This window comes from Ornithinibacillus sp. 4-3 (assembly GCF_040958695.1).
Classification (GTDB): Bacteria; Bacillota; Bacilli; order Bacillales; family Amphibacillaceae; genus CALAMD01.
Genome location: NZ_CP162599.1, coordinates 1,717,994 through 1,739,397 on the forward strand (window position 1 = coordinate 1,717,994; position 21,404 = coordinate 1,739,397).

Annotated in this window: 21 protein-coding genes and 1 pseudogene; 16 read left to right on the forward strand and 6 right to left on the reverse strand. The window is 34.0% G+C overall.

Annotated features, from left to right (window positions below):
- The first annotated feature begins 111 nt into the window (after positions 1–111).
- On the forward strand, positions 112–321 hold the full coding sequence (locus AB4Y30_RS08265; RefSeq protein ID WP_368655006.1) for a PepSY domain-containing protein: 210 nt from the start codon (positions 112–114) through the stop codon (positions 319–321).
- A 239-nt stretch (positions 322–560) separates the two neighbouring features.
- Here AB4Y30_RS08265 and AB4Y30_RS08270 read toward each other — a convergent pair whose 3' ends face one another.
- Entirely contained in the window at positions 561–1,043 is a 483-nt protein-coding gene (locus tag AB4Y30_RS08270) for a DUF1259 domain-containing protein (protein ID WP_368655007.1), read from the reverse strand.
- Between the two features lie 359 nt (positions 1,044–1,402).
- Positions 1,403–2,389 (reverse strand): NAD-dependent epimerase/dehydratase family protein, encoded by a 987-nt coding sequence (locus AB4Y30_RS08275; RefSeq protein WP_368655008.1) that lies wholly within the window; start codon positions 2,387–2,389, stop codon positions 1,403–1,405.
- 347 nt (positions 2,390–2,736) lie between these two features.
- Here AB4Y30_RS08275 and AB4Y30_RS08280 point away from each other — a divergent pair, with 347 nt between their 5' ends.
- From AB4Y30_RS08280 to AB4Y30_RS08335, 12 genes and pseudogenes are all read left to right on the forward strand, one after another.
- On the forward strand, positions 2,737–2,907 hold the full coding sequence (locus tag AB4Y30_RS08280; protein ID WP_368655009.1) for a hypothetical protein: 171 nt from the start codon (positions 2,737–2,739) through the stop codon (positions 2,905–2,907).
- Between the two features lie 139 nt (positions 2,908–3,046).
- Positions 3,047–4,513, forward strand: coding sequence for an IS21 family transposase (istA, locus tag AB4Y30_RS08285; protein ID WP_368653017.1), 1,467 nt, complete (start codon positions 3,047–3,049; stop codon positions 4,511–4,513).
- Positions 4,506–5,228: an IS21-like element helper ATPase IstB gene (gene istB, locus AB4Y30_RS08290; protein ID WP_368653018.1), complete on the forward strand. Its 723-nt coding sequence runs from the start codon at positions 4,506–4,508 to the stop codon at positions 5,226–5,228. Before istA ends, istB begins: the two co-directional genes overlap by 8 nt.
- 118 nt (positions 5,229–5,346) lie before the next feature.
- Positions 5,347–5,541, forward strand: coding sequence for a hypothetical protein (locus AB4Y30_RS08295; protein WP_368655010.1), 195 nt, complete (start codon positions 5,347–5,349; stop codon positions 5,539–5,541).
- 92 nt (positions 5,542–5,633) lie between these two features.
- Positions 5,634–6,554: a hypothetical protein gene (locus AB4Y30_RS08300; protein ID WP_368655011.1), complete on the forward strand. Its 921-nt coding sequence runs from the start codon at positions 5,634–5,636 to the stop codon at positions 6,552–6,554.
- 321 nt (positions 6,555–6,875) lie between these two features.
- On the forward strand, positions 6,876–7,211 hold the full coding sequence (locus tag AB4Y30_RS08305; RefSeq protein ID WP_368655012.1) for an ArsR/SmtB family transcription factor: 336 nt from the start codon (positions 6,876–6,878) through the stop codon (positions 7,209–7,211).
- An 18-nt stretch (positions 7,212–7,229) separates the two neighbouring features.
- On the forward strand, positions 7,230–8,528 hold the full coding sequence (locus tag AB4Y30_RS08310; RefSeq protein WP_368655013.1) for an arsenic transporter: 1,299 nt from the start codon (positions 7,230–7,232) through the stop codon (positions 8,526–8,528).
- Positions 8,529–8,575: 47 nt separating this feature from the next.
- Positions 8,576–8,980, forward strand: a complete 405-nt coding sequence (gene arsC, locus AB4Y30_RS08315) for an arsenate reductase (thioredoxin) (RefSeq protein ID WP_368655014.1) — start codon at positions 8,576–8,578, stop codon at positions 8,978–8,980.
- A 129-nt stretch (positions 8,981–9,109) separates the two neighbouring features.
- On the forward strand, positions 9,110–9,625 hold the full coding sequence (locus AB4Y30_RS08320) for a PepSY domain-containing protein (RefSeq protein ID WP_368655015.1): 516 nt from the start codon (positions 9,110–9,112) through the stop codon (positions 9,623–9,625).
- Positions 9,626–9,969: 344 nt separating this feature from the next.
- A pseudogene (locus AB4Y30_RS08325) lies at positions 9,970–10,840 on the forward strand (pirin family protein).
- Between the two features lie 33 nt (positions 10,841–10,873).
- Positions 10,874–11,422: an NADPH-dependent FMN reductase gene (locus AB4Y30_RS08330; protein ID WP_368655016.1), complete on the forward strand. Its 549-nt coding sequence runs from the start codon at positions 10,874–10,876 to the stop codon at positions 11,420–11,422.
- Positions 11,423–11,668: 246 nt separating this feature from the next.
- On the forward strand, positions 11,669–13,441 hold the full coding sequence (locus AB4Y30_RS08335; RefSeq protein ID WP_368655017.1) for an IS1182 family transposase: 1,773 nt from the start codon (positions 11,669–11,671) through the stop codon (positions 13,439–13,441).
- An 89-nt stretch (positions 13,442–13,530) separates the two neighbouring features.
- Here the strand turns inward: AB4Y30_RS08335 and AB4Y30_RS08340 are convergent, their stop codons facing one another.
- Positions 13,531–13,743, reverse strand: a complete 213-nt coding sequence (locus AB4Y30_RS08340; protein WP_368655018.1) for a hypothetical protein — start codon at positions 13,741–13,743, stop codon at positions 13,531–13,533.
- A gap of 207 nt (positions 13,744–13,950) precedes the next feature.
- On the opposite strand from AB4Y30_RS08340, the gene AB4Y30_RS08345 reads away from it, so the two are divergent.
- Positions 13,951–14,607, forward strand: coding sequence for a GntR family transcriptional regulator (locus tag AB4Y30_RS08345; RefSeq protein ID WP_368655019.1), 657 nt, complete (start codon positions 13,951–13,953; stop codon positions 14,605–14,607).
- 198 nt (positions 14,608–14,805) lie between these two features.
- On the opposite strand, the gene AB4Y30_RS08350 is transcribed toward AB4Y30_RS08345, so the two are convergent.
- From AB4Y30_RS08350 to AB4Y30_RS08360, 3 genes are all read right to left on the reverse strand, one after another.
- A complete protein-coding gene (locus tag AB4Y30_RS08350) occupies positions 14,806–15,963 on the reverse strand; it encodes an endospore germination permease (protein ID WP_368655020.1) in 1,158 nt (385 codons plus the stop codon).
- 226 nt (positions 15,964–16,189) lie between these two features.
- Positions 16,190–17,380, reverse strand: a complete 1,191-nt coding sequence (locus tag AB4Y30_RS08355; protein ID WP_368655021.1) for a Ger(x)C family spore germination protein — start codon at positions 17,378–17,380, stop codon at positions 16,190–16,192.
- Between the two features lie 21 nt (positions 17,381–17,401).
- Positions 17,402–19,000, reverse strand: coding sequence for a spore germination protein (locus AB4Y30_RS08360; protein WP_368655022.1), 1,599 nt, complete (start codon positions 18,998–19,000; stop codon positions 17,402–17,404).
- A 456-nt stretch (positions 19,001–19,456) separates the two neighbouring features.
- On the opposite strand from AB4Y30_RS08360, the gene AB4Y30_RS08365 reads away from it, so the two are divergent.
- Positions 19,457–19,906 carry a GNAT family N-acetyltransferase gene (locus AB4Y30_RS08365; RefSeq protein ID WP_368655023.1) on the forward strand — a complete coding sequence of 150 codons (450 nt, stop codon included), beginning with the start codon at positions 19,457–19,459 and terminating at the stop codon, positions 19,904–19,906.
- A gap of 893 nt (positions 19,907–20,799) precedes the next feature.
- Entirely contained in the window at positions 20,800–21,351 is a 552-nt protein-coding gene (gene lepB, locus AB4Y30_RS08370) for a signal peptidase I (RefSeq protein ID WP_368655024.1), read from the forward strand.
- Positions 21,352–21,404: the final 53 nt, after the last annotated feature.

Genomic DNA, 21,404 nt, shown 5'->3' on the forward strand with positions numbered 1-21,404 from the left:
ATGCTCAGGTATTAAATATTCACAAAGGAAAAATAGGTTAAATGATCACTCATACTTTGTCTATTACATATAAATAAGAGATTGCAACTTTAAAGAAGGAGAATGTTTATTATGTATAGACAAAGGTTAACGGCGCAACAAGCGCAAGAAATTGCTCTTCAGCGAATCCCTGGGCAAATTCTTCATGTTGATATGGATTTGGAGCATGGGGTTTTTGTCTATGAAGTCTTTATTTTAACAGCAGAAAATAGAATTTATGAAGTAGAGGTAAACGCAAATACAGGGAACATAATAAAAATTGAAGAAGAAGATTTTGATTAAACTCGTTTGTAAATGTACAGGAGATTATTCATGTATCCAAGGGAAGTTGATTTTATTTTCTTAGCTAATTACTTAGAAAAATCTTGACATAACCCCAATGGTCCCTATAGCCCCCAAATACCAAATTGATTCAAAAAAGTGTGTTATACACGAGCTGCATATTGATTCTAACTAAAATAATAGTAGCACAAAACCAGAGGCCGATTTTGTGCTACTAATGTTATTAGGATGTCTAATTTTTAGAAAAGCCTTGCTTCTTTTGCGGCTGAAATACTTGCTTCTGCAAACTCAAATGGATTCATGTCGATATCCTCCCAATGCAAATACATCAATCGTGGTTCTTCAAACAGCCAATGGTTATGAAATGCTGTTACGATAATCCCCCTTTTTTGTAATGCATGGATCATTGGATTAACCTCTCTTTGAAGAACTACAGTCTCACCTAAATTAAGGCCATTATTTTCAAAGGATAACATAAATGGAAGAGCCAGTGGTGAACGAGTACGACGCCCTAGAATAGTCACTTGAATATCTCGCAGGCGCATCACTACACAAACAGGAGTTGATTGAATAACCTCCCCACCGATAATATTTGCAAGTTTTTGACAAGTGGATGCATTCTCTCCTCCCGTATTACAGTGACAACCATCTTTGTCAAATTTTTTATGATAATTTTCTTCATCTCCAAAGAAGTCTTCAAAATTATATTTTCTTCGACTCACTAAAACCATCTCCTTTTCACACTAAATAATATATTCAGCGATGTTATGTATGAATAAACATATCATGTAGGATAAGTGCGTTTTTATTTATATTGTTTTTTTTATACCTATTCTTCTATCTTATTGACTCAAGCATTATAACCAATGATTTCTTAATAAAGTAGATCAATAAATAAGCATATGTAATGCCACTTTATAAGTTTAATTACTGATGCGGATTTTGAGAAATCAGGAAGAACTTCATAGACTCATATGTGGAAAATTTAAAACAGATCACATAAAAAGGGAGACGACCCTGTTAATACAAGAATCATCTCCTATATGTGACATGAAGGCAATTTAATATTTTGATTAATACCTCAAACAGTGCTATTTCTCACTATTTCTAGCACACGAACTTCCTTCTCTTTTTCCAGTCCAGCTTGCCATTCGCCATGTCTTTCATGTAAGCTCCATTCAAGCGTATCCATTATTGTTTCTTTCATTGGACGAAAACTTAATCCTGCCTCGATGGCTTTGTCACTGTTCGCACACATCATACCATTCATATTTAAGGAATCGGGAAGCCAAAAGGGTAGTTCTATCCAAGGCTCAATTTGATTTTCCTCTAAAACAGATTCCTCCACCCAGCAAAGCTCTGTCTTTTCTGGTGAAACTAGCTTTTTGCAAGTTAAAATAAAGTCTCTAAATCCAAGAGTCTCTTTTGGGCCAACTGTATTAAATGTACCTTTCACTCCTTGCTGAATAGCTTCAATAATCCATGATGCTAAATCACGCACATCAATAAACTGAACTCTTTTACGGTCACTCACATTGGGAACGAGAATCCTTCCTCCTTGATTCATTCTCCAAGGCCAATAAGTAAAGCGGTCTGTTGAATCATCTGGCCCAACAATAAGCCCTGGTCGAATAATAAGTGATTTATCATAAAAATCCTTGTTTATAATAACCTCACAAGTAGCTTTATTGCTCCCGTAATCGCCCTGATATAGTTCATGGAGGACATTTGATTCGAACACCGGTCCTTTATCCAGATTCTTATAAGCACTTATGCTTGAGATGAAAACATAGCTATTACAACGATCTATTAATTGTTGTACAGAACGCTCTACATCATCTGGATTTCTACCTGATACATCTATGACCACATCCCAATTATCTGTGAGCTTTTCAATATCATTTATACTGCGATCACCAACGATATGTGTGACACCTTTTACTCCTTTTAGAAATTCTGGATTTGTTTTACCTCGATTGAATAATGTAATATCCATTCCTTTATTCAAAGCTTGTTTAGCAATATGTTTTCCTAAAAATAATGTCCCACCTAACAATAGTACTTTCATTAATCTCATTCCTCCCCTAAGATACAGTCAATAATTACTGACATTCTTGATCAGATGCTACCTTTTCATAGGAACAATCCGCATACTAAAACTAAGCAACCATTTTTTTACACTCCTTTTTAATCGCTCCTTTCATTTTTTATAACGGAAAATAGAGCAAAAGGATACGATTTTGAGATAAAGAAATTGAAAATGGAAAAAGTTCTATGTTATTAATTATATTATCAAAATTATTAGTAATATGTTTAACATGTACAAGTAATTATGTAGGGGATTGAGAACATATAAAGCTGTGCAGTCAGATATGATATATTTAGACTAACTCCAAATCGAAAGGTTGTATAAAGATGGCTCATCCTAAAAGTTCCATTCTTATTCAAAAAAATGTAGAAGTTATTTGGAATGCTATTACAAATGACGAAAGTTTTTCAGAGTGGTATGCACCTGGTTCGAAGTGGTCGATTCCGAAACTTGAAGTTGGAAGTAAAGCAAATTTTACCCTTATGCCAAATGTTTAGTGCAAAATAAAAGTTAAGAGTATTGCAACAAAAATGTTAGAAGATTGTACAAAGAAAAAGGCTTGCCAGTCCCTTCGAAATACCCTACCGTTATTGGTGTCGAATCAATCAATGGTGGGAGGACGAAAGGATGCTAGCAATGCCTGAAATTAATCATATCAAAAAGTTAAGGAATATTAAATCACTGTCAATCAACGAAATTTCTAAACGGACTGGTTTTAGTTGGGTAACGGTAAAAAAATACGCTGATGAAGATCAAATACCCCAAGAAAAAAATATAGTAAGGAAAGGCATGATGTACGAAGATAAATGGGGAGAAATTGTAATCGATTGGTTAAGTGAAGATTATTCGCTAAAAAAGAAACTTAGACGGAACAACAAGAACATTTTTGAAGGATTAAAAAAGATGGGTTTTACTGGTTCTTATCGAACCATTTGCAATTTTATCAAGGAAGAATGGAAAGAAAAAATACTAGAAGATTCGGAAGGATTGAGAGAAGAATATGAAAGGTTAACTCATCCACCAGCTGAAGCACAAGTGGATTTTGGCGTTACAGAAGCCATCGCAGATGGCAAAACAAAAGATATCCATGTTTTGGTGATGAGTTTTCCTTACAGTAATGCAGGTTATGTCGTACCACTACCAGCCGAAAATCAAGAATGTTTTTTAGAAGGTCTGAAAGTACTTTTTAACCAAGCTGGATTTGTACCTAGGAAGCTCCGTTTAGATAATCTTTCAGCTGCAGTTGTAAAAGCAAGAGGACGTGGTCGAGAAACAGTCTTTAATGAAACATTTTTACATTTCGCAAATCATTACGGTTTTGAAGCACAAGCTTGCAACGCTAGGAAGGGAAATGAAAAGGGTCATGTAGAAAACAAGGTAGGATATATTCGCTATAATTTTTTCACACCGTCCCCTATCATGAAAGACTTCGCTCACTTACGTGATCGTTTATTTGAAAAGTGTAAAGAGGATCAACAACGGTCTCATTATATAAAAGGCTGTTTAATTACAGATTTATTTAAAGCAGAAAAGAAATATGGACTGGCATTGCCCGAATCTGAATATCCAGTTTTTAAACAAGCGATGACTTCTGCGAATAAATACGGAGAAGTGCGAATTGACGAAACGTTAGTCCATGTACCTAAAAGTTATCATTACGGTAAGTTACAACTCATTTTATATTGGAATACATACAAAGTTGTTTCCCTGAACGGCGAGCTACTTTCCAAAGGGCCTAGACCATACATGAATCAAGAAAGAGAAATCCCATGGCAAGCTATTCTAAAAAATTGGAGAAAAAAACCACGTTCAGTTGTATATTCAAGATATTTTTCATACTTACCAGGCCGCATTTCTTATTACTTGAACATAGATTCGATGAAACTAAGAAAAGAACGTATAGATTGGTTATTAAACTTGATTATTCATCATGATATGAGAGAAATAGATTTAAGGTTTTATGAATTATTACCCGAAGAGTCACTTTATAATAATCATTCTAGAGACTCAATAAAACATCCCTATGATGTAGATTGGAATATATATGATTCGTTAAGACCTACCGGTCAAACAGATGTGAATGAAGGTGCTCAGCATGACTGATAGGGTTAAAGAAAAATGTAAAGTTTTACGTTTAGCTTATATTGCCGATATATACGAGAAAATTAGCTTTGAGAATCCAGAGCAATATTTAGTAGATGTATTAACCCAAGAAATAGAGCTTAGAGAAATAGCAAAAGCAGAACGTTTAATAAAAAAGGCAAAATTTATGAATAAGAAAGAACTAACGGATTATCAATGGGATGATCAAATCCATTTTCCGCAAAATTTTAATAGAGACACTCTTGAATCCCTTAGTTTTATTAAAAGGGAAGAGAATATAATTCTAACAGGAGCACCAGGAACTGGAAAATCCCATTTAGCAACAGCATTGGGAAGAAAAGCTTGTAGAAATGGATATGAAGTTCGTTTTTACAGAGTAGCAGATTTAATTGAGATATTGGAGAAGTCGTGGACCGAAGGTCGATTTCAGACCTTCCGCAATCGCTTTCAAAAGGTTGATATGATTATTCTAGATGAGATGGGATACGTGCCATTTAGTAAAGATGGAGCTGAATTATTATTTCAATTAATTTCCGATTGGTATGAACGAAAAAGTCTCATCATCACATCAAATTTAGAATTTAGTCAGTGGAATAAAATATTTGTGGATGCACGTTTAACTGCGGCTTTAGTAGATCGAGTAATCCACCACGCACATATTTTGAGCTTTACTGGTGGTAGTTACCGTGTAAAATACGCTTTATCAAATCGTTAATCAAATTAAAAATAAGGGATGGCAAAGTTCTAAACTTTCCACTGCATTTTTCTAAACTTTTTGCTTGCAAAATACACCAAATGCATACAATAACCTTAAATTAGGTGAAAGTATTCTCATGGACTTTACCATAAAAGAGATTAAGAAGAATAGAATCTTTTCACTTTATTCCAATGAAAAGGATATCCTCCTTAAGTTTGAATTAATTCCAGAACCTGACGGAATTCAAGTTAGCTTAAATATGGAAGGTTTTGAACAATCACTAGAGAACTTGAAAGCTTTTCTTGAAGGCAAGGACTTACCTTACGTTTAATTTGATAGCTTGTGTAGTTGCTTAGAAATGTTTTTTCTGTTTTCTTTTTGGGAATAGTTTTCTAGTTGTTTAAAGTAGGAGTGGAATAAATAATGCGAGCATATGCACAGTTTATTTTACTAAGTTTCTTCATTTTAGTCAGTACGACTGCATGTAATGATTCAGATACTGAAGAGACAAGTAATGCACAGGAAAACAAAGAAAATGAACAACAAGAAGTAGATCTAGAAGATGCATTTTCGCCTAACGAAGATAAAAACCGAGAAGAAGCCAAGGATACCAGTGAAGAGAATAAGGAAAACGAAGGAGTGTCCGAACCCGGCATTTATGATCCTGAGGAAGTGAGTGGACGAGAAAATCCAGATGCTGATGGAAATGTTGTATATCCTGAAGCTTTAGAAAATCTAGAGCTACCTTATATATATGAGAACACTTTAGTATATAGTGGTACAGTTAATCCGGATCAGGGAATTCGCTTTGAACTTCTACAGCCCGATAGTGCTAATAAGGAAACTGTTGATCCAGATGTGTCAGAAGAAGGGTACTTTACGATTGCGCTTAACGGAACAGAACTCGAAGCTGGGGATGAGTTAATCATCTATATTATTGGAGACATGCCTCATGAACAGCAACTTGTTCTCCCAATTCAACCAGCAGAGGAAGGCATGGAATTGGTAGAGAAAATATCGGAGAAAACAGCTGTCGAGGAAATTAAACAAGTCACTGATTTGCCGGAATTCTACGAGAATACAACAACGTATTATGGTAAAACCTCACCCGAAGCTATTGTGAATGTTTCAGAGATAGACCCATTTACAGGAGATACAATGGAATTAGAAGCTGATGAGAACGGTGATTTTAGTGGCGATTTTTCTAACTTTCCATATCAAGCAAAAGGTGAATCTGGACTGCAAGAAGGACAGATGTTGTTGTTTACGATGACAGATGTCGATGGACATGTAGCTTTATTTCTAAGTGAAATTCAACCGCCTTCTGATGATCCCCAATTATAATGGGCAAGTATCTAAAAATGATGGACGAATGATTTTCAATGCAAGAATGTTTGGAGATATAGTACCAAAAAAGAATGAAAATTTATAAGGGAGAATCCATTTCGAACAAACTCTGTTCAAAATGGATTTTTTCATTATGCTTTTAAAACTGCATGCTTTTCCTGTTGGCTGATGGAACTTGTTGAGTTATTGATGCGAAGTGTTTGGAACTTATATAATTTTTTCCACTGATTTTAAAATAAATCTTGAAGAAAATACATAAACAAATTAACATATAAGTAATTACTTATATGTTAATTTGAAAAGGAGGGAAAATCCAAAATGACTATTGAGATGGAAGAAGCAGCTATAATACTAAAATTATTAGGTGATAAAACTAGGTTGACGATGATGAAAATACTTGATGAAGGGGCATGTTGTGTATGTGAATTTGTTGAGATATTTCAAATGACACAACCTGCCATTAGCCAGCATTTAAGAAAATTAAAGGATATGGGATTGGTTAAAGAGGAGAAAAAAGGCCAGTGGGTTTTTTATTCCATTAATAAGAATAGTAGCTTTTATTCATTTGTGAACCAGATCCTTATTGAGCTACCTTGTCAAAAAGATAAATTAAAAGCTTTAGAAAAACAGGGCAAAAGGATTTTGTGTTGTTAAAATTGGAGGTTTTACATTTTGTCAGGAACACTTATTTTGGCTTTAATGATTTTTATTTCAACACTTATTCTCGTGATATGGCAACCTAAAGGGTTGAATATAGGTTGGTCAGCTTGTGGAGGCGCTGTGATTGCTTTATTAGTTGGTGTTGTGAATTTTAGTGATGTTGTTGAAGTAATTGATATTACATGGAATGCAACATTAACTTTTGTTGCCATTATTCTTATCTCATTAATTTTAGATGAAATCGGATTCTTTGAATGGGCAGCATTACACATGGCTCGTGTGGCAAAAGGGCATGGAATAAAAATGTTTATATATATATGTCTTCTAGGGGCTATTGTTGCAGCCTTATTTGCGAATGATGGTGCAGCATTAATACTTACACCAATTGTTCTTGCAATGGTTCGAAATTTGAACTTTAAAGAACAAATGATATTTCCTTTTATAATGGCGAGTGGCTTTATAGCTGATACAACATCTCTGCCATTTGTTATAAGTAACTTAGTTAACATTGTTTCAGCAGATTTCTTTGGGATTGGGTTTGCAGCATATGCCGCAAAAATGATGATTCCCAATTTATTTTCACTTTTGGCAACCATCATCGTATTATTAATTTATTTTAAAAAGAATATCCCACATCATTATGATTTATCGAAATTAAAATCGCCAAGTACAGCAATTAAGGATTTAAAAATATTTCGATTATCATGGTATGTACTTAGTTTATTAGTTATTGGATATTTTACTAGTGAATATCTCAACATACCAGTTTCGATTGTTGCAGGAGTAATCGCGATTTTCTTTATTGTTATAGCAAGGAAAAGTACTGTGCTTAATACGAAGAAACTAATTAAAAATGCACCATGGAATATTGTATTCTTCTCTATTGGAATGTATGTGGTTGTATATGGATTGGGGAACGCTGGACTAACAGTTGCACTTGCGAATATCATTCAAATTGTAGCAGATCAAGGTTTGTTTGAAGCAACGATAGGAATGGGATTTATTGCTGCTTTCTTGTCATCCATTATGAATAATCTGCCTACTGTTATGATTGATGCTTTAGCAATTGCTGAAACCAATACTTCTGGTGTATTGAGAGAAGCATTGATTTATGCGAATGTTGTTGGGTCAGACTTAGGTCCAAAAATTACGCCAATAGGTTCATTAGCTACATTAGTATGGCTTTATGTATTATCTCAAAAAGGAATTAAGATTTCATGGGGAACTTATTTTAAAACAGGAATTATATTGACTGTTCCAATATTATTTTTTACATTAATTGGATTGTACATAACTTTATTAATTCTGTAACAACAAAGTACTGTCCATATTATAAAAATATGAAAAGGGAAATTTATATGACTAAAAAAATAATTTATTTTTTATGTACTGGAAATTCATGTAGAAGCCAAATGGCAGAAGGCTGGGCGAAAAAATACTTAGATCCATATGAATGGGAAGTTAAAAGTGCTGGAATTGAAGCACATGGACTAAATCCAAATGCAATAAAAGCAATGAAGGAAGTAGGAATTGATATTTCTGGTCAAACATCTGACCTGATTGACTGGAAAATGTTGAATAATGCTGATTTTATTATCACACTTTGTAATCATGCAGACGAGAGTTGTCCAGTTACACCACCTCATATTAAGCGAGAACATTGGGCGTTTGATGATCCAGCAGGAAAAGAGTGGTCAGAATTTAAGCGTGTTTGCATCGCAATAGGTGAAAAAATTAAGCATTTTAGTAAATTTGAAGGTTGAAAGCTGTTTTCATTTTTCGATTTAAAAATTATCTCAATCATTGTAACAAGAAATTTAGCTATATAAGGTTTGATTTTTAAATAAAAAGTGAAATATATAATAAAAAATTTGAAAGGAGATGAATTTTAATTGAAAAAGATATTATTTGGAATGCTAATCATTGTAGTATTAGGTTTAACAGCTTGTGGCAAAGAAGAGCAATTGGATGTTACAAATATGTCATTGTCAGTAGAAGAGGCGCTTGAGACATTTCATAGTACTTATTCAAACGTTAAATTATCTGCTATTGAAGTAACAGAAGAGAGGTCCAAGCTTGTTTATGAGATAGATGGTTTTGATGATACTAAAGAATATACCGTCCAAGTTAGTGAAGAAAATGAAGTGGATCATAAAAAAGAAGAGGCTCGTGAAAATGATGAGCAATATCAAGAATTAGTTTTAACTGATTATATAACGGCAGAGGATGCACTATCTAGAGCAGCACAAGTATCTGAAACAAAGGATTTGATTCCTACGAGCTGGAGCTTAGATACAGAAAATGGCACTGTAGTCTATAGTATAAATTTTGAAGATGCGAAAAAAGAAGTAGAAGTTACCCTGGATGCTCAAACAGGTGAAGAATTATTTGTAGAATTAGATGATTAAAAAAGTATTTCTAAGTTAAAAATGTTTATAGATACTTTTGCAAATGGTGCAACTAAAAACTAAAATTCAGGGTGAAGTCCAGTAGGGTTTCGCCTCGTTTTTATTTTAAGAAGAATTATAATTCACTTCGGATACTTGAACATTTATCTAAATTTTAACTAAAAATTTCAAAGTGATAGGTATGTACTGCTTTCAAAATACCAAATAATAACATAAAATCTAAATGTGACTGTCTATACTGCTATTGCGTATATTTTCCATTGTGGAATTAAAATAAGCTAAACTTTAAACCAGAAAAGAATAATCTTATCAACTTCAGAGATGGAGCAGAAGGAGGTCTAGAAATGTCTAATCATTTAATGTTTCATAGAGAAATAAAAGATTATTGGTACCCAAAGTATAATAAAAATGGTTATCCGCATGTTCAGCAAGGATTTATCCTTCACCCTAAGAAGAAAGAAGAATTTGATCCTTTTATTTTAATGGCGGAGGATTGGTATAAGCGAGGAACCTTTCCTGACCACCCCCATCGTGGATTTCAAACGGTAACATATGTGATAGATGGAAGACTTGAACATATTGATAATGCAGGTGGATATGGGGTTTTGGACGCTGGGGATTCAGTACATGAATGCAGGCTGGGCAGCTCGATATGCAGAGGATGCGTTTGATGATGATCTTATTCATACTTTGCAGCTTTGGTTAAATCTTCCGAAACGATTAAAGCATACAGAAACAAGCTATCAAAATATTTATATTGAAGATGCACCAGTAGTTTCTTTTGCCGGAGGGCAGATCAGAGTATATTCAGGTGAGATTGCGGGAGTAAAAGGGCCGATGCAAAGCTTAGTTCCAATTACAATGGCTGAGATCACCCTTCAAGAAGGAGCTACATATAAACATCTTTTACCAGAAAATCATAATGCATTTCTGTACATGTTAGCTGGTGAAATGGAGTTTGGAGAAAACAATACGAAGGTAAGTAAGACTGGCGCAGCTACCATTACATATAACGAAAAAGGTAATGAGTCTAATTCAAAAAGTGAATTAAAGATAAAAGCAACATCTCGAGCTAAAGTATTAATTTATTCTGGAGTTCCGATTCGTGAAGAGTTTATTGCTTATGGACCATTTGTTATGAATACAATGGATGAAATCAAACAAGCCTATCAAGACTTCCAAGACGGAAAATTCGGGGCGCCTGCTGTAAAATAAAAATACATCTAATTTTTAGGAGGAAATAAAATAATGAACATTGTCACCATCGTAGGAAGCATTAGAAAAGAATCTTATAATATGAAATTGGCTAAAACATTGCAAGAAAGATACAAAGATAAATTAAATATTAACATTATCGATATTGCTTCCTTACCATTTTTTAATCAAGATGAAGAGGAAAACCCACCGCAGATTGTAAGGGAATTTAAAGAAACAATTGCCAATGCAGATGGTGTTATTATCGTTACACCAGAATATAATTGGTCCGTACCCGGCATCTTAAAGAATGCTTTAGATTGGACTTCTAGAGTGGATAAAGTATTGATTGGTAAGCCAGTAATGGCACTAGGTGCAAGCATGGGAATGCTCGGAACTGTGCGTGCACAAATGCATTTACGTGAAATTTTAAGCTCTCCAGGTATTCAGGCTAAAGTACTACCACCAGGTGGAAATGAAGTACTTATTGGTTTCGCTAATCAAAAATTTGATGAAGAAACCAATCAATTAGCAGAAGAAGGAACACTTAATTTCTTGGATAGTATCATAGATAAATTCACTAATTTTGTGAAGGAAGCATAAATTTTACTAACTATATAACATAATCAGGACTGGAGCCAATAGGTTTTCAGTCTTTTTTTGTTTTCTATTTCACTCCGGCACTCGTTCAATCAAAACAGCTTGATAGGGGCTGTCCAAAAAGTCAGTGAAAACTGATTTTCTATGACGGCCCTTTTTTTCTTTATTCTTCCTAAAAAACATATAAAAAAATCGCCTTTTCTTGTAAAATGGAGTTACCACACAACATTTCAGAAAGGGCGATTTTTTATGAAATCTCATACAAATTGTACCACACAAACGACACTTCCTCTAGAGGTAATCGAGGAAAAAGTTACAGCTTCTAACCCAGCAACTCCCTTATTTAAACCTTACGATAACCGACAAAGCACGGTGATTTTTGATATCCAAGATTATATCCCTACACATCATGTAGCACGAGTGGTAGATGAAATGGTGGAGCGTATCCCAAAGGAACAGCTCTATCGTTATTATAGCGGTGGAGGTAGACCAGCCTTTCATCCCAAAATGATGCTGAAAGTTATTTTATATGCTTACAGCCAAAAAACATATTCCTGTAGAGACATCGAAAAAATGACCAAAGAAAATCTACCAACTATGTGGCTTGCAGGTATGCAAACCCCTGATTTTCGCACCATCAATGCGTTTCGTGGGAAGCGAATGAAAGCCATGATGGATCAGCTATTTGAAACGATGATTCTGCAACTGATAGAAGATCAATGGATTACGATGGAAAACTACTTCTTGGATGGCACAAAGATAGAAGCCAATGCCAATAAGTATTCTTTCGTATGGAAAAAATCAACCGTGCGATGGGAGGCGCAGTTAAAGCAACGCATCCAGGAAACGTTGGCACATATCGATACGATTGCCGCACAGGAAGAGCTAGAGATAAGCCATTCTAAAGAAGAAGCGACTGCGGAAGACTTAGAAGCGATTGCCAATCAACTAGCAGAAAAAGTAGATGCCCTTTCTGAAGCTATCGAAAATACGGAAGAAAGTCAGCTTCGAAAACAGCTCCGCTCTCGTCGTAGCACCTTAAAAAAACCAATGAAACAAATACGTGAGAACTTTCTTCCACGTATGGAAAAGTATCAGACCTATCAAACCATCTTAGGAGATCGAAACAGCTTTTCCAAGACAGATCCGGATGCCACGTTTATGCGGATGAAAGAAGATCATATGAGAAATGGACAGTTGAAGCCAGGCTATAATGTACAAATGGCCACAGAAAATCAATTGATTGTCGATTACTCCGTGCATCAACGACCAAATGATACTCGGTGTTTTATTCCACACTTGGAGAAGTTGGCAGCTTCTAACCTTCCGATGCCTCAACGGATCATTGCCGATGCAGGTTATGGAAGTGAAGCAAATTATTTATATGCGATTGGTGAAGAGAAATCCCCTCGTTTTGAATTTTTAATACCCTATGGCACCTATCTCAAAGAACAAAAAAGAGCGTACAAAAAAGACATTAAAAACTTTAAAAATTGGACCTATCGTGCCCATGAGGATGATTATATCTGCCCAAATAACCGAAGAGTCGTGTTCAAAAAATATCTCAATCGGAAGAATAGGTCTGGTTATGTGCAGAGTTATAAAATTTATGAATGTGAAAGTTGTTTGGATTGTCCATTGAAGCCCCAGTGTACGAAGGCAAAGGGGAACAGACAAATTTTTTGGAATACAATCTTTGAAGAAATGAAAGCTAAGGCAAAAGCAGCCCTTGAAAGTGAAGAGGAAGCAGCAATCTACGCCCAACGAAAAGTGGAAGTAGAAAGTGTTTTCGGTCACATCAAGGGCAATCGGTCGTTCCGTAGATTTTCTTTACGGGGTATCGATAAAGTCCACACAGAATTCGGGATCGTGGCAATAGCCCACAATATCCTGAAAATAGCTGAGCTTCGCAGGCTACTTTTCAGGAATTTTTTACAAATGAAAAACAAGAAGAGAAAAATGATTTATTTTTCTTCCTCTTGTTTTATTTTGGGGGCTTATTGGACAGCCTCTTTGAGATAGGAAGAGTAAAGATGAATCTTTATCTCGTAGCAAAATTTGCTATTAATGGAGAATTATACTCACTTTATTTATTGGAGGAATGTAGGGGATTAGATATAGGTAGACCACTTCTTTCTGATATTGCCGAACATTTTAAAAGAAAAGATATCAATTTCATGTTTAGGTGCAATGCCTAATGCGATTGCTAATATGCAAGCTTTTACGAGTAAATATCCTCCTTCACCTACTGCGTTTTTCGTCATACCGGCAATAGGATTACTTGCTATTGATTTCGGAAACAGTATCTTGATAACAGCTTTCATGAATTTAGTCTCTTAGTTATTTCAAGTAGGAAAGTTTAAAAGATTAATATTATATTCAACAATTAAAACACTAAACAATGAAATTGATAAATATATATCTTTTGAAACCGCTAACTATTTCTGATTAAGCTTTTTCAAATTTAATGTTATAATCGTACAAAAGACGGGTGGGACTATTTAAAGGGGAAGGAAGATGTGGTTTCTGACATGAATATTAATCATAACACAAAATCGGTACAAGCCTTTGAAATAATGCGAGATTTGATATTAAATGGGACATGGGAACCAGGTTTCAGTATAAAAATACGTGAGACGGCTAAATTACTTGGAATAAGCGAAATGCCTGTAAGAGAAGCGGTTAGAACATTGGTTGAAAATGGACTTGCTGTACATCGTCCTCATCGAGGAGCAGTAGTATCAAAGCTATCTGTTAAAGAAATCCAAGATTTTTATAGAGTACGAATTTTATTAGAAGGTGAAGCAGCCAAATTAGGCGCTGAACAAATAAATGATAAACAATTAAAAGTAATGAAGCAGCACTGGACCTCCTTGAAGAAAGTAGTAGATGCGGGAAATGTGATAGAAGCATTAAACATTGATGCTGATTTTCTAACTGCATTATATGAAAGTAGTGGAAATCGTGAATTAGTTAATATAATCCAGTCCCTTTGGAATAGAGTTCAACCATATAGAATTCTATGGGCATCTAAATCTAAAGAAAAGTCTAGCTTAGTGATTTGGAAATACAAGCCAATGATTTTAGAAGCAGCTGAAAGAAAAGATGGGGAATTGGCAAAACGACTTACTATAGATTCCTTACTGGAAGCAGAGAAAGAATTAGAAAAATTATTGATGCATGATTGATATATTTGAGGCTGGAACATAAAAACCGTGAAAGCTCATGTGCACCCCTGAAGTTAGACCAAAAATCTAACCCTTGGGGGTGTTTTTGTATGATAGCTATTATCAAATCATTTGCAGCTTCATACAGAAATTTAAAATAAACAAGTAATGAACTAAAACAAAACCTATAAAAGTACAAGCAGTCATAAAAAAGTGATTCTACTTTTCTAAAAAATTTTCCTCATTTTCTGTTTCTTGTACTTCAGAGCCTTCAGATTCCTTTTTCAATTGCTTTTTTCTAATAAAATACACAACTACTAGCAAAAGAGGTATAAACAATCCCACCGAAAATGAAAGGAGTAAGCCAATTGTCTCGTTCCAAGTTTTTTGGTAGACGACATTAGGATAGAGTACAAGAGAAAGGACCACTACAACTCCACCTAAAGGCATTGTTAATGGACGATAATTTTTCAAATTAAATATTTGTGTAATCCCTAGAACAGAAGCATAAAAATAGGCGGTTGTCTTAAAATATAGCGCGATAATCCATAATATACTCATTAATGACTCAATGCGTTGAATAAAATCTCCAACATTTATTCTTTTAGCCAATTCATAGCCTGGAAAAATCTCTTCTGCTGTACCGTAAGCACCTAATACCAAGATACACAAAAGTGTAAGGATAATAATCATGATTCCGCCTATTAAATTTCCAATAAAAAAGAACTTTTTTCCTTTTTTAATATCGTTAATAAAAGCAGGAAAAATCATTAATAAAACGATTGCATTGATAGAAGTTACTTCAATAACTGACAAAGATGATTTAAAAATCTTTTTGGGATTACTCTCAAAAATCGGTTGTATATTTTCTAACTTTATTTCAGGTATAATAAAGACTATTAAAATGAAAAAAAGTACTATAAATACAAGGATAAATACTTCAGCAGAACGAGCGATGGTTTCTATTCCAAGATAGACCCCCATCACAATGATTATTGTCATAAGGATATTCAGGGCTGCCATTGGAGTGTCTGGCATAAAATGTATGTTAAGAAATGTCCCAGAATAAAATAAAAGAGTTGCAGCATAGATAAAAGACATGATCACAAACACTAGTGAAGTTAATTTACCTACCCATTTCCCTAAAATTTTTTCGTTAATCTGGACAAATGTAAGCTGAGGGAACCACTGTCCTATGATACAATATAGCCATATTATTAATAATCCGATAAGCGTCCCTAATATTGCAACAATCCAAGCATCTTGTTTCACTTCACCAGCTAAAATTGATGGAATGATTAAGATACTTGTACCTATGGAAAATAAGATGACGAGTAGTAGAAATTGATATGCATTTATTTTTTCATTTGGAATCATTTCATATCAGGAACTCCCTTCTATTAGAATATTTTACATATAGCAAGCCAAGCATCATATAATGGATTGAAACAAATTGTATTGGATATGAGATCGTTATTCCCAATTCATACCCCGTTCAAAGCAGAGGAAAAATAATAACTCCTTTTTATATTTTTCTTCAAGAAAGGGGGAGTTTAACTAGAAAAATAGCAGTTGCAACTAATTAACTCCCAATTATTATGATTTAGTCATTTATTTTTTCTAAAAAAGAGTTATTTATGGAACCTGTATGAAGAATTTTAAAGTCTACATTAATATTTACTGTTAAGTCAGGGAATTTTTCATCCCAATTTTTTTGTATCTTATGCCACTCTTTCGGATTAGATCGATGAATAGCTTGACCAAACCCGCAAATGTCTGTCTCATATTTCTTTTGTGATGCTTCAATAGTTTTCTCGATAGTTTCTTCCAGTTCTTTTTCAAAAATTTCTTCAAGCTCATTAATTGTTTCTAATTTCTCAAGATCAATTTCACATTCTACTGATCCTACGTTTCCTTCAACTTTCACATTGATGTCTACTTCAGGTTCTCCATTTTTTATTGCACCTTTCACATTAGACTTAGAGCGGATGATATCTATAGTCGCTTTTCCGTCACTAGGGCAATCAATAGGTCTTACAGATGTTGTTACCTTGTTTTTGATGTAACTAAAGCCTATCGTTTCTTGCTCCGTTAACCAGCCGATTAATTTATCTCTTTTAAATACGGCTAGATCATCATATTGAATTGTAGCTGCAGGCTTAATTGATTCTACATTTTGTTTGTTCGATCCTTTTTGAGGATTTCCTATTAACTGAATTCCTGTTACTACAGCTTCCTTACCTTCACTAATAAGGTCTGTTATTAGCTCATCTAAATTGATACTTCTCGTACCAGCCCAAACTTTTTCTGACATTTCAAGGCTATCAAACATTTTATTAGCTGGTATATTTTCTAAAGTTGTTGTGATATTTAGTATTTCTGAAGCAGCAACATCTTTAGCAATAACAACATAGAAATCTGGTCGAAGGTCTGGATCCCTTGACAGAAATTCCAAGGATTCGGCTATTCCTTCTTGAGCTAATTCTTCACTAATTACAAGGATTTGAAGGTGCCCAGGATATATTTTTCGGGGTGATTCCTTTGTCATTTTCCTAAACGCTTCAAAAATTGTTTCTCCTTTTTCTTGATAGAGTGTGACTGCTGAACTACCAGTACCTCTATTCATAGTTAATTCAGAAGGTACAACTACTTGAGCAGATACTAGAAATTCATCTTCCACTTTATCAATTCCTAACGCTAATGTAATGGAGATTTCATTTAGTTCCTGCCGATCCCAACATCCTGTAAGAAAGAACAGAGTTAGGATTAGAATACAGAACATGTATTTATTCATCGCTAAATTCCTTCTTGTCTCTTATTTTCTGGGTGGCTCAGGTTTTGCAAAAGCTGAACCTTGCTGCCTAACCCTATTTTTTTGACTAAGTAATCCAGGTCGAGTAATTCTTTTCCATAAATGCGCAACAATAAACGTATCCTTTTGATCCGATACATTAAAAGGTGCTATCGGAGACATATATGGTACGCCAAAAGAACGTAAACTGCATAAGTGAAGAATTAGGGAAATTAAACCAATCGTAATTCCAAATAAACCAAATGAAGCAGCTAAGCCCATAAACCCAAAGCGAAGTATCCTTACAGTAATTGCCATTTCATAAGAAGGTGAAGCAAAATTTGCTATGGCAGTGATTGAAATAACAATTACCATCATCGCTGAAACAATTCCCGCTTCAACTGCAGCTGTACCAATAACAAATGCTCCTACAATCGAAATGGCTGATCCTATGGCGCGTGGCATTCTTATACTTGCTTCTCGCAAAATTTCAAAAACAACTGCCATGATAATTGCTTCAACAAATGCAGGAAATGGGACACCTTCTCGTTGGCCCGCCAAACTAATAAGGAGGGCAGGCGGTAACATGGATTGATGAAATGTTGTGATTGCAATAAATAATGCTGGTGTCAGCATAGCAGTTCCAAATGTTAAAAACCGGAGAAGTCGAGTTAAGCTCCCGATAAAATTCTTCTCATAGTAATCTTCAGGAGATTGAAAAAACTGAATAAATAATGCTGGTACGAGTAATACAAATGGTGTTCCATCTACCAAAATAGCAATGCGTCCCTCTAGCAGCTCTGCAGCAACTACATCTGGACGCTCTGTGTTAAAAACAGTGTTAAAAAGAGAGTAAGGTGAATCCTGAATTAATTCCTCTATGTATCCACTTTCGAGAATTCCATCAATATCAATTCGATCTAAACGTAAACGGACTTCGTTCAATATTTTTTCATTTACGATGTCATTGATATAGACTATAGCAATGTCAGTTTTTGTACGTGTCCCAATGTTTTCAGTTTCCATCCAAAGATTAGGATCCTTAATTTTACGACGAATTAAGGCTGTATTGACACGCAAGTTTTCTGTAAATGCTTCACGTGGCCCTCTAATTAGTGTTTGGGTCTCGGGTTCAGTTACCCCTCGCTCAACCCAATGTTTATTGGAGATACTTAACCCTTGAGCATAACCATCGATTAAAACGATAGTATCCCCCGACAAAAGACTGTTGAATAAATGATTGAAATTATCTATTTCTTTAATATCTCCTACTGTTAATGCTGCATCTTTTAAAATGTTGATGAGATTTTGTTCAGAAGAAATTTTTCTCAGTAAATCAAGTTCTTTAATATCTATCATGAGAGTTTCTAAAATAAAACTTTGTAATGAGGCTGTATCGGTTAATCCATCTGTGTATATAATTGCAGCTTGAATGGTGCCTTTTTTCCCAATTGGGATTTCACGAATAACAATATCTGAACTTTTTCCAAGTGTATCGTTTACGATTTGTATATTTTGTTGGAGACTAGTTTTTAAAATATCTTTTTGTTTGGATTCCCTCACTTGACTCGACGAAGAGCTATGAGGATTCATTGTTTTTCCCTTTTTCTTTAAAAACCACATAGTTTCTCTTCCTTTTTATAGTATCTAAAAGTTATTATTATCTATTAGGATCATTTCATTAATAAGGATTAAGCCTTATTGGTTAATCATGGATATTAATAGTTAATATTAACTTCTTCAATTTTTTTTATACTTAATAAATTGTTGACATTGTAAATACAATATTTGTTTAGATGAATAGAAAGAAAAACATAATTATCTCACTGGACTTGCTAATGCATTCACAGAAGTGTAAGCTATAAATTTTTCTAAATACCTTGCAGAAGGAAGACTAGAAATTAAATATATGTTGGCCAGTTAAAAGTAAGGTTATTTGAAAAATACATACTCTGGGTTATTCTAAAAGTAACTTTGGCATCTTTTCTATACTATTTTTCAGAGGTTTGTAAGATGAAAATGTCGAAAGCCCATGTATTGTAAGACGAGAATTCTAAAACAAAATTGGAGGTATTCAAATTGATAAGAGCATTAAAAAAGGATGAGAAATTGCCATTGGATCTTTTATTATTAGCAGACCCATCAGAAAAACTTGTCAGGGAATATATTTCAAGAGGTAAGTGCTTTATTATGGAACGGGATGGAATAATTATAGGGGTATATGTACTTCTTCCAACTCGTCCAGAAACAGTAGAAATTGTAAATGTAGCAGTAAAAGAAGATTATCACAATCAAGGTTATGGAAAACAACTTGTCCTTCATGCGATTGAAATGGCAAAAGATGAGGGGTATAAGACGATTGAAATAGGCACTGGAAATTCCGGAGTCATTCAATTGGCGTTATATCAAAAATGCGGTTTTAGAATGACTTCTATTGATCGCGATTTCTTTATTAGGCATTATGATAAACCTATTTTTGAAAACGGTATCCAAGTCATCGATATGGTTCGGCTTTCACAGGATTTATAAAGTTGCTGTCTTGGAGCAGTTTTTAATTGAATTTTATTTGTTATGATTATAGGTAAGTTTATAAAAATAGATCGTTTGCGGTAATAAATCCTAAACAATATGAAGAGGGGGAGATATGAAAAAAAGCTGTTTTTAATTCATTCACCTTGCCTGGTGGAAGCGAATTAATGATTAAAGAAATTTTAAATATATGGGCGGTTTTATACTGAATACTGCGATAGCTGAATGGGTTATTTTGAAAAAGGATGAGGCCTTTTTAAAAGTAAAAAATGATTTATCTTGCAGTTTTAGTGGATAAATGAAAGCTCAGATTTATAAAAAAGAAATTAAAATGTTGATGTGTACCCCTGCAACTAGATTAAATAAATTTAATTGCGGGGGTGTTTTTATGGTTAAATAGGTGAGGTATTTAAGTAAAAGGTGGTTCACCACCCATGCATTAAATGGCCACACGATGTGATAAAATTTAAAATTAATCAGTTTTGCTGAAGTAATTATAATTTGGAGGTACATATTAGGTTTGGAAAAATGGAATCAAGTAGTTATGTCTTTATTCATTTAATAATAAAATGTACATAAATTCTTAGAAAGAGGAGTATCGACTATGTTAATATATAATTTGCAGATAAAAATCTGAAGTTTGTTATGATAAAAGTTTCTACGGAACAGAAACAATTAAATTGATTTAAAAAGGAAATTATAAGGTTTTCCATTATAATTTGGGTGAGAAACTTGATGATTGATTAATATGGAAAAAAACTTAATAATAGGTGTGGCTAAAAGTGAATATTTAGTTACAGGAAATTTAATGAAAACCCTAATACTGTTCAATTATTTAACAATTATTTAGAAACTTAAAATCTAATGGAATAGACAATAAAGGGAGGAAAAACATGACTAAAGAAAATGTAAAAAGGGAAATTTATTCTTGGATTAAAACTTTAGTGTTCGCATTAATAATAGTTTTTTTAGTTCGTAATTTCTTATTTTCACCAACAGTTGTTTCAGGAGAATCAATGTCACCAACATTTGAAAAAGATGATAAAGTTTTAATAAATAAGCTATCAGATATTGACCGATTTGATATTGTAGTGTTTGATGCACCAGATGAGGATTCTTTTTATATTAAAAGGGTTATTGGTTTACCTGGAGATACCATTGAGGTAAAAGATGATATTTTGTATATAAATGGTGAAGCAATGGAAGAACCCTATTTAGAAGAAAGTAAAAAGAGTAATAATTTAAATTTTAATTTTACAGCAGATTTTACGCTACAGGAGCTGACTGGTGAGGTAAGTGTACCTGAAGACTCCATTTTTGTTTTAGGAGATAATCGGATAAATAGTAAAGATAGTCGATTTTTTGGATTTATAGCTAATGAAGCAATTATTGGAGAAGTAAAATTTCGATATTTTCCATTCAGTGACATGGGTGTGCCAAAATAATAGGATTTTTATAAAATAATTTAAAACAGGAACCTACATTCAGGCTCCTGTTT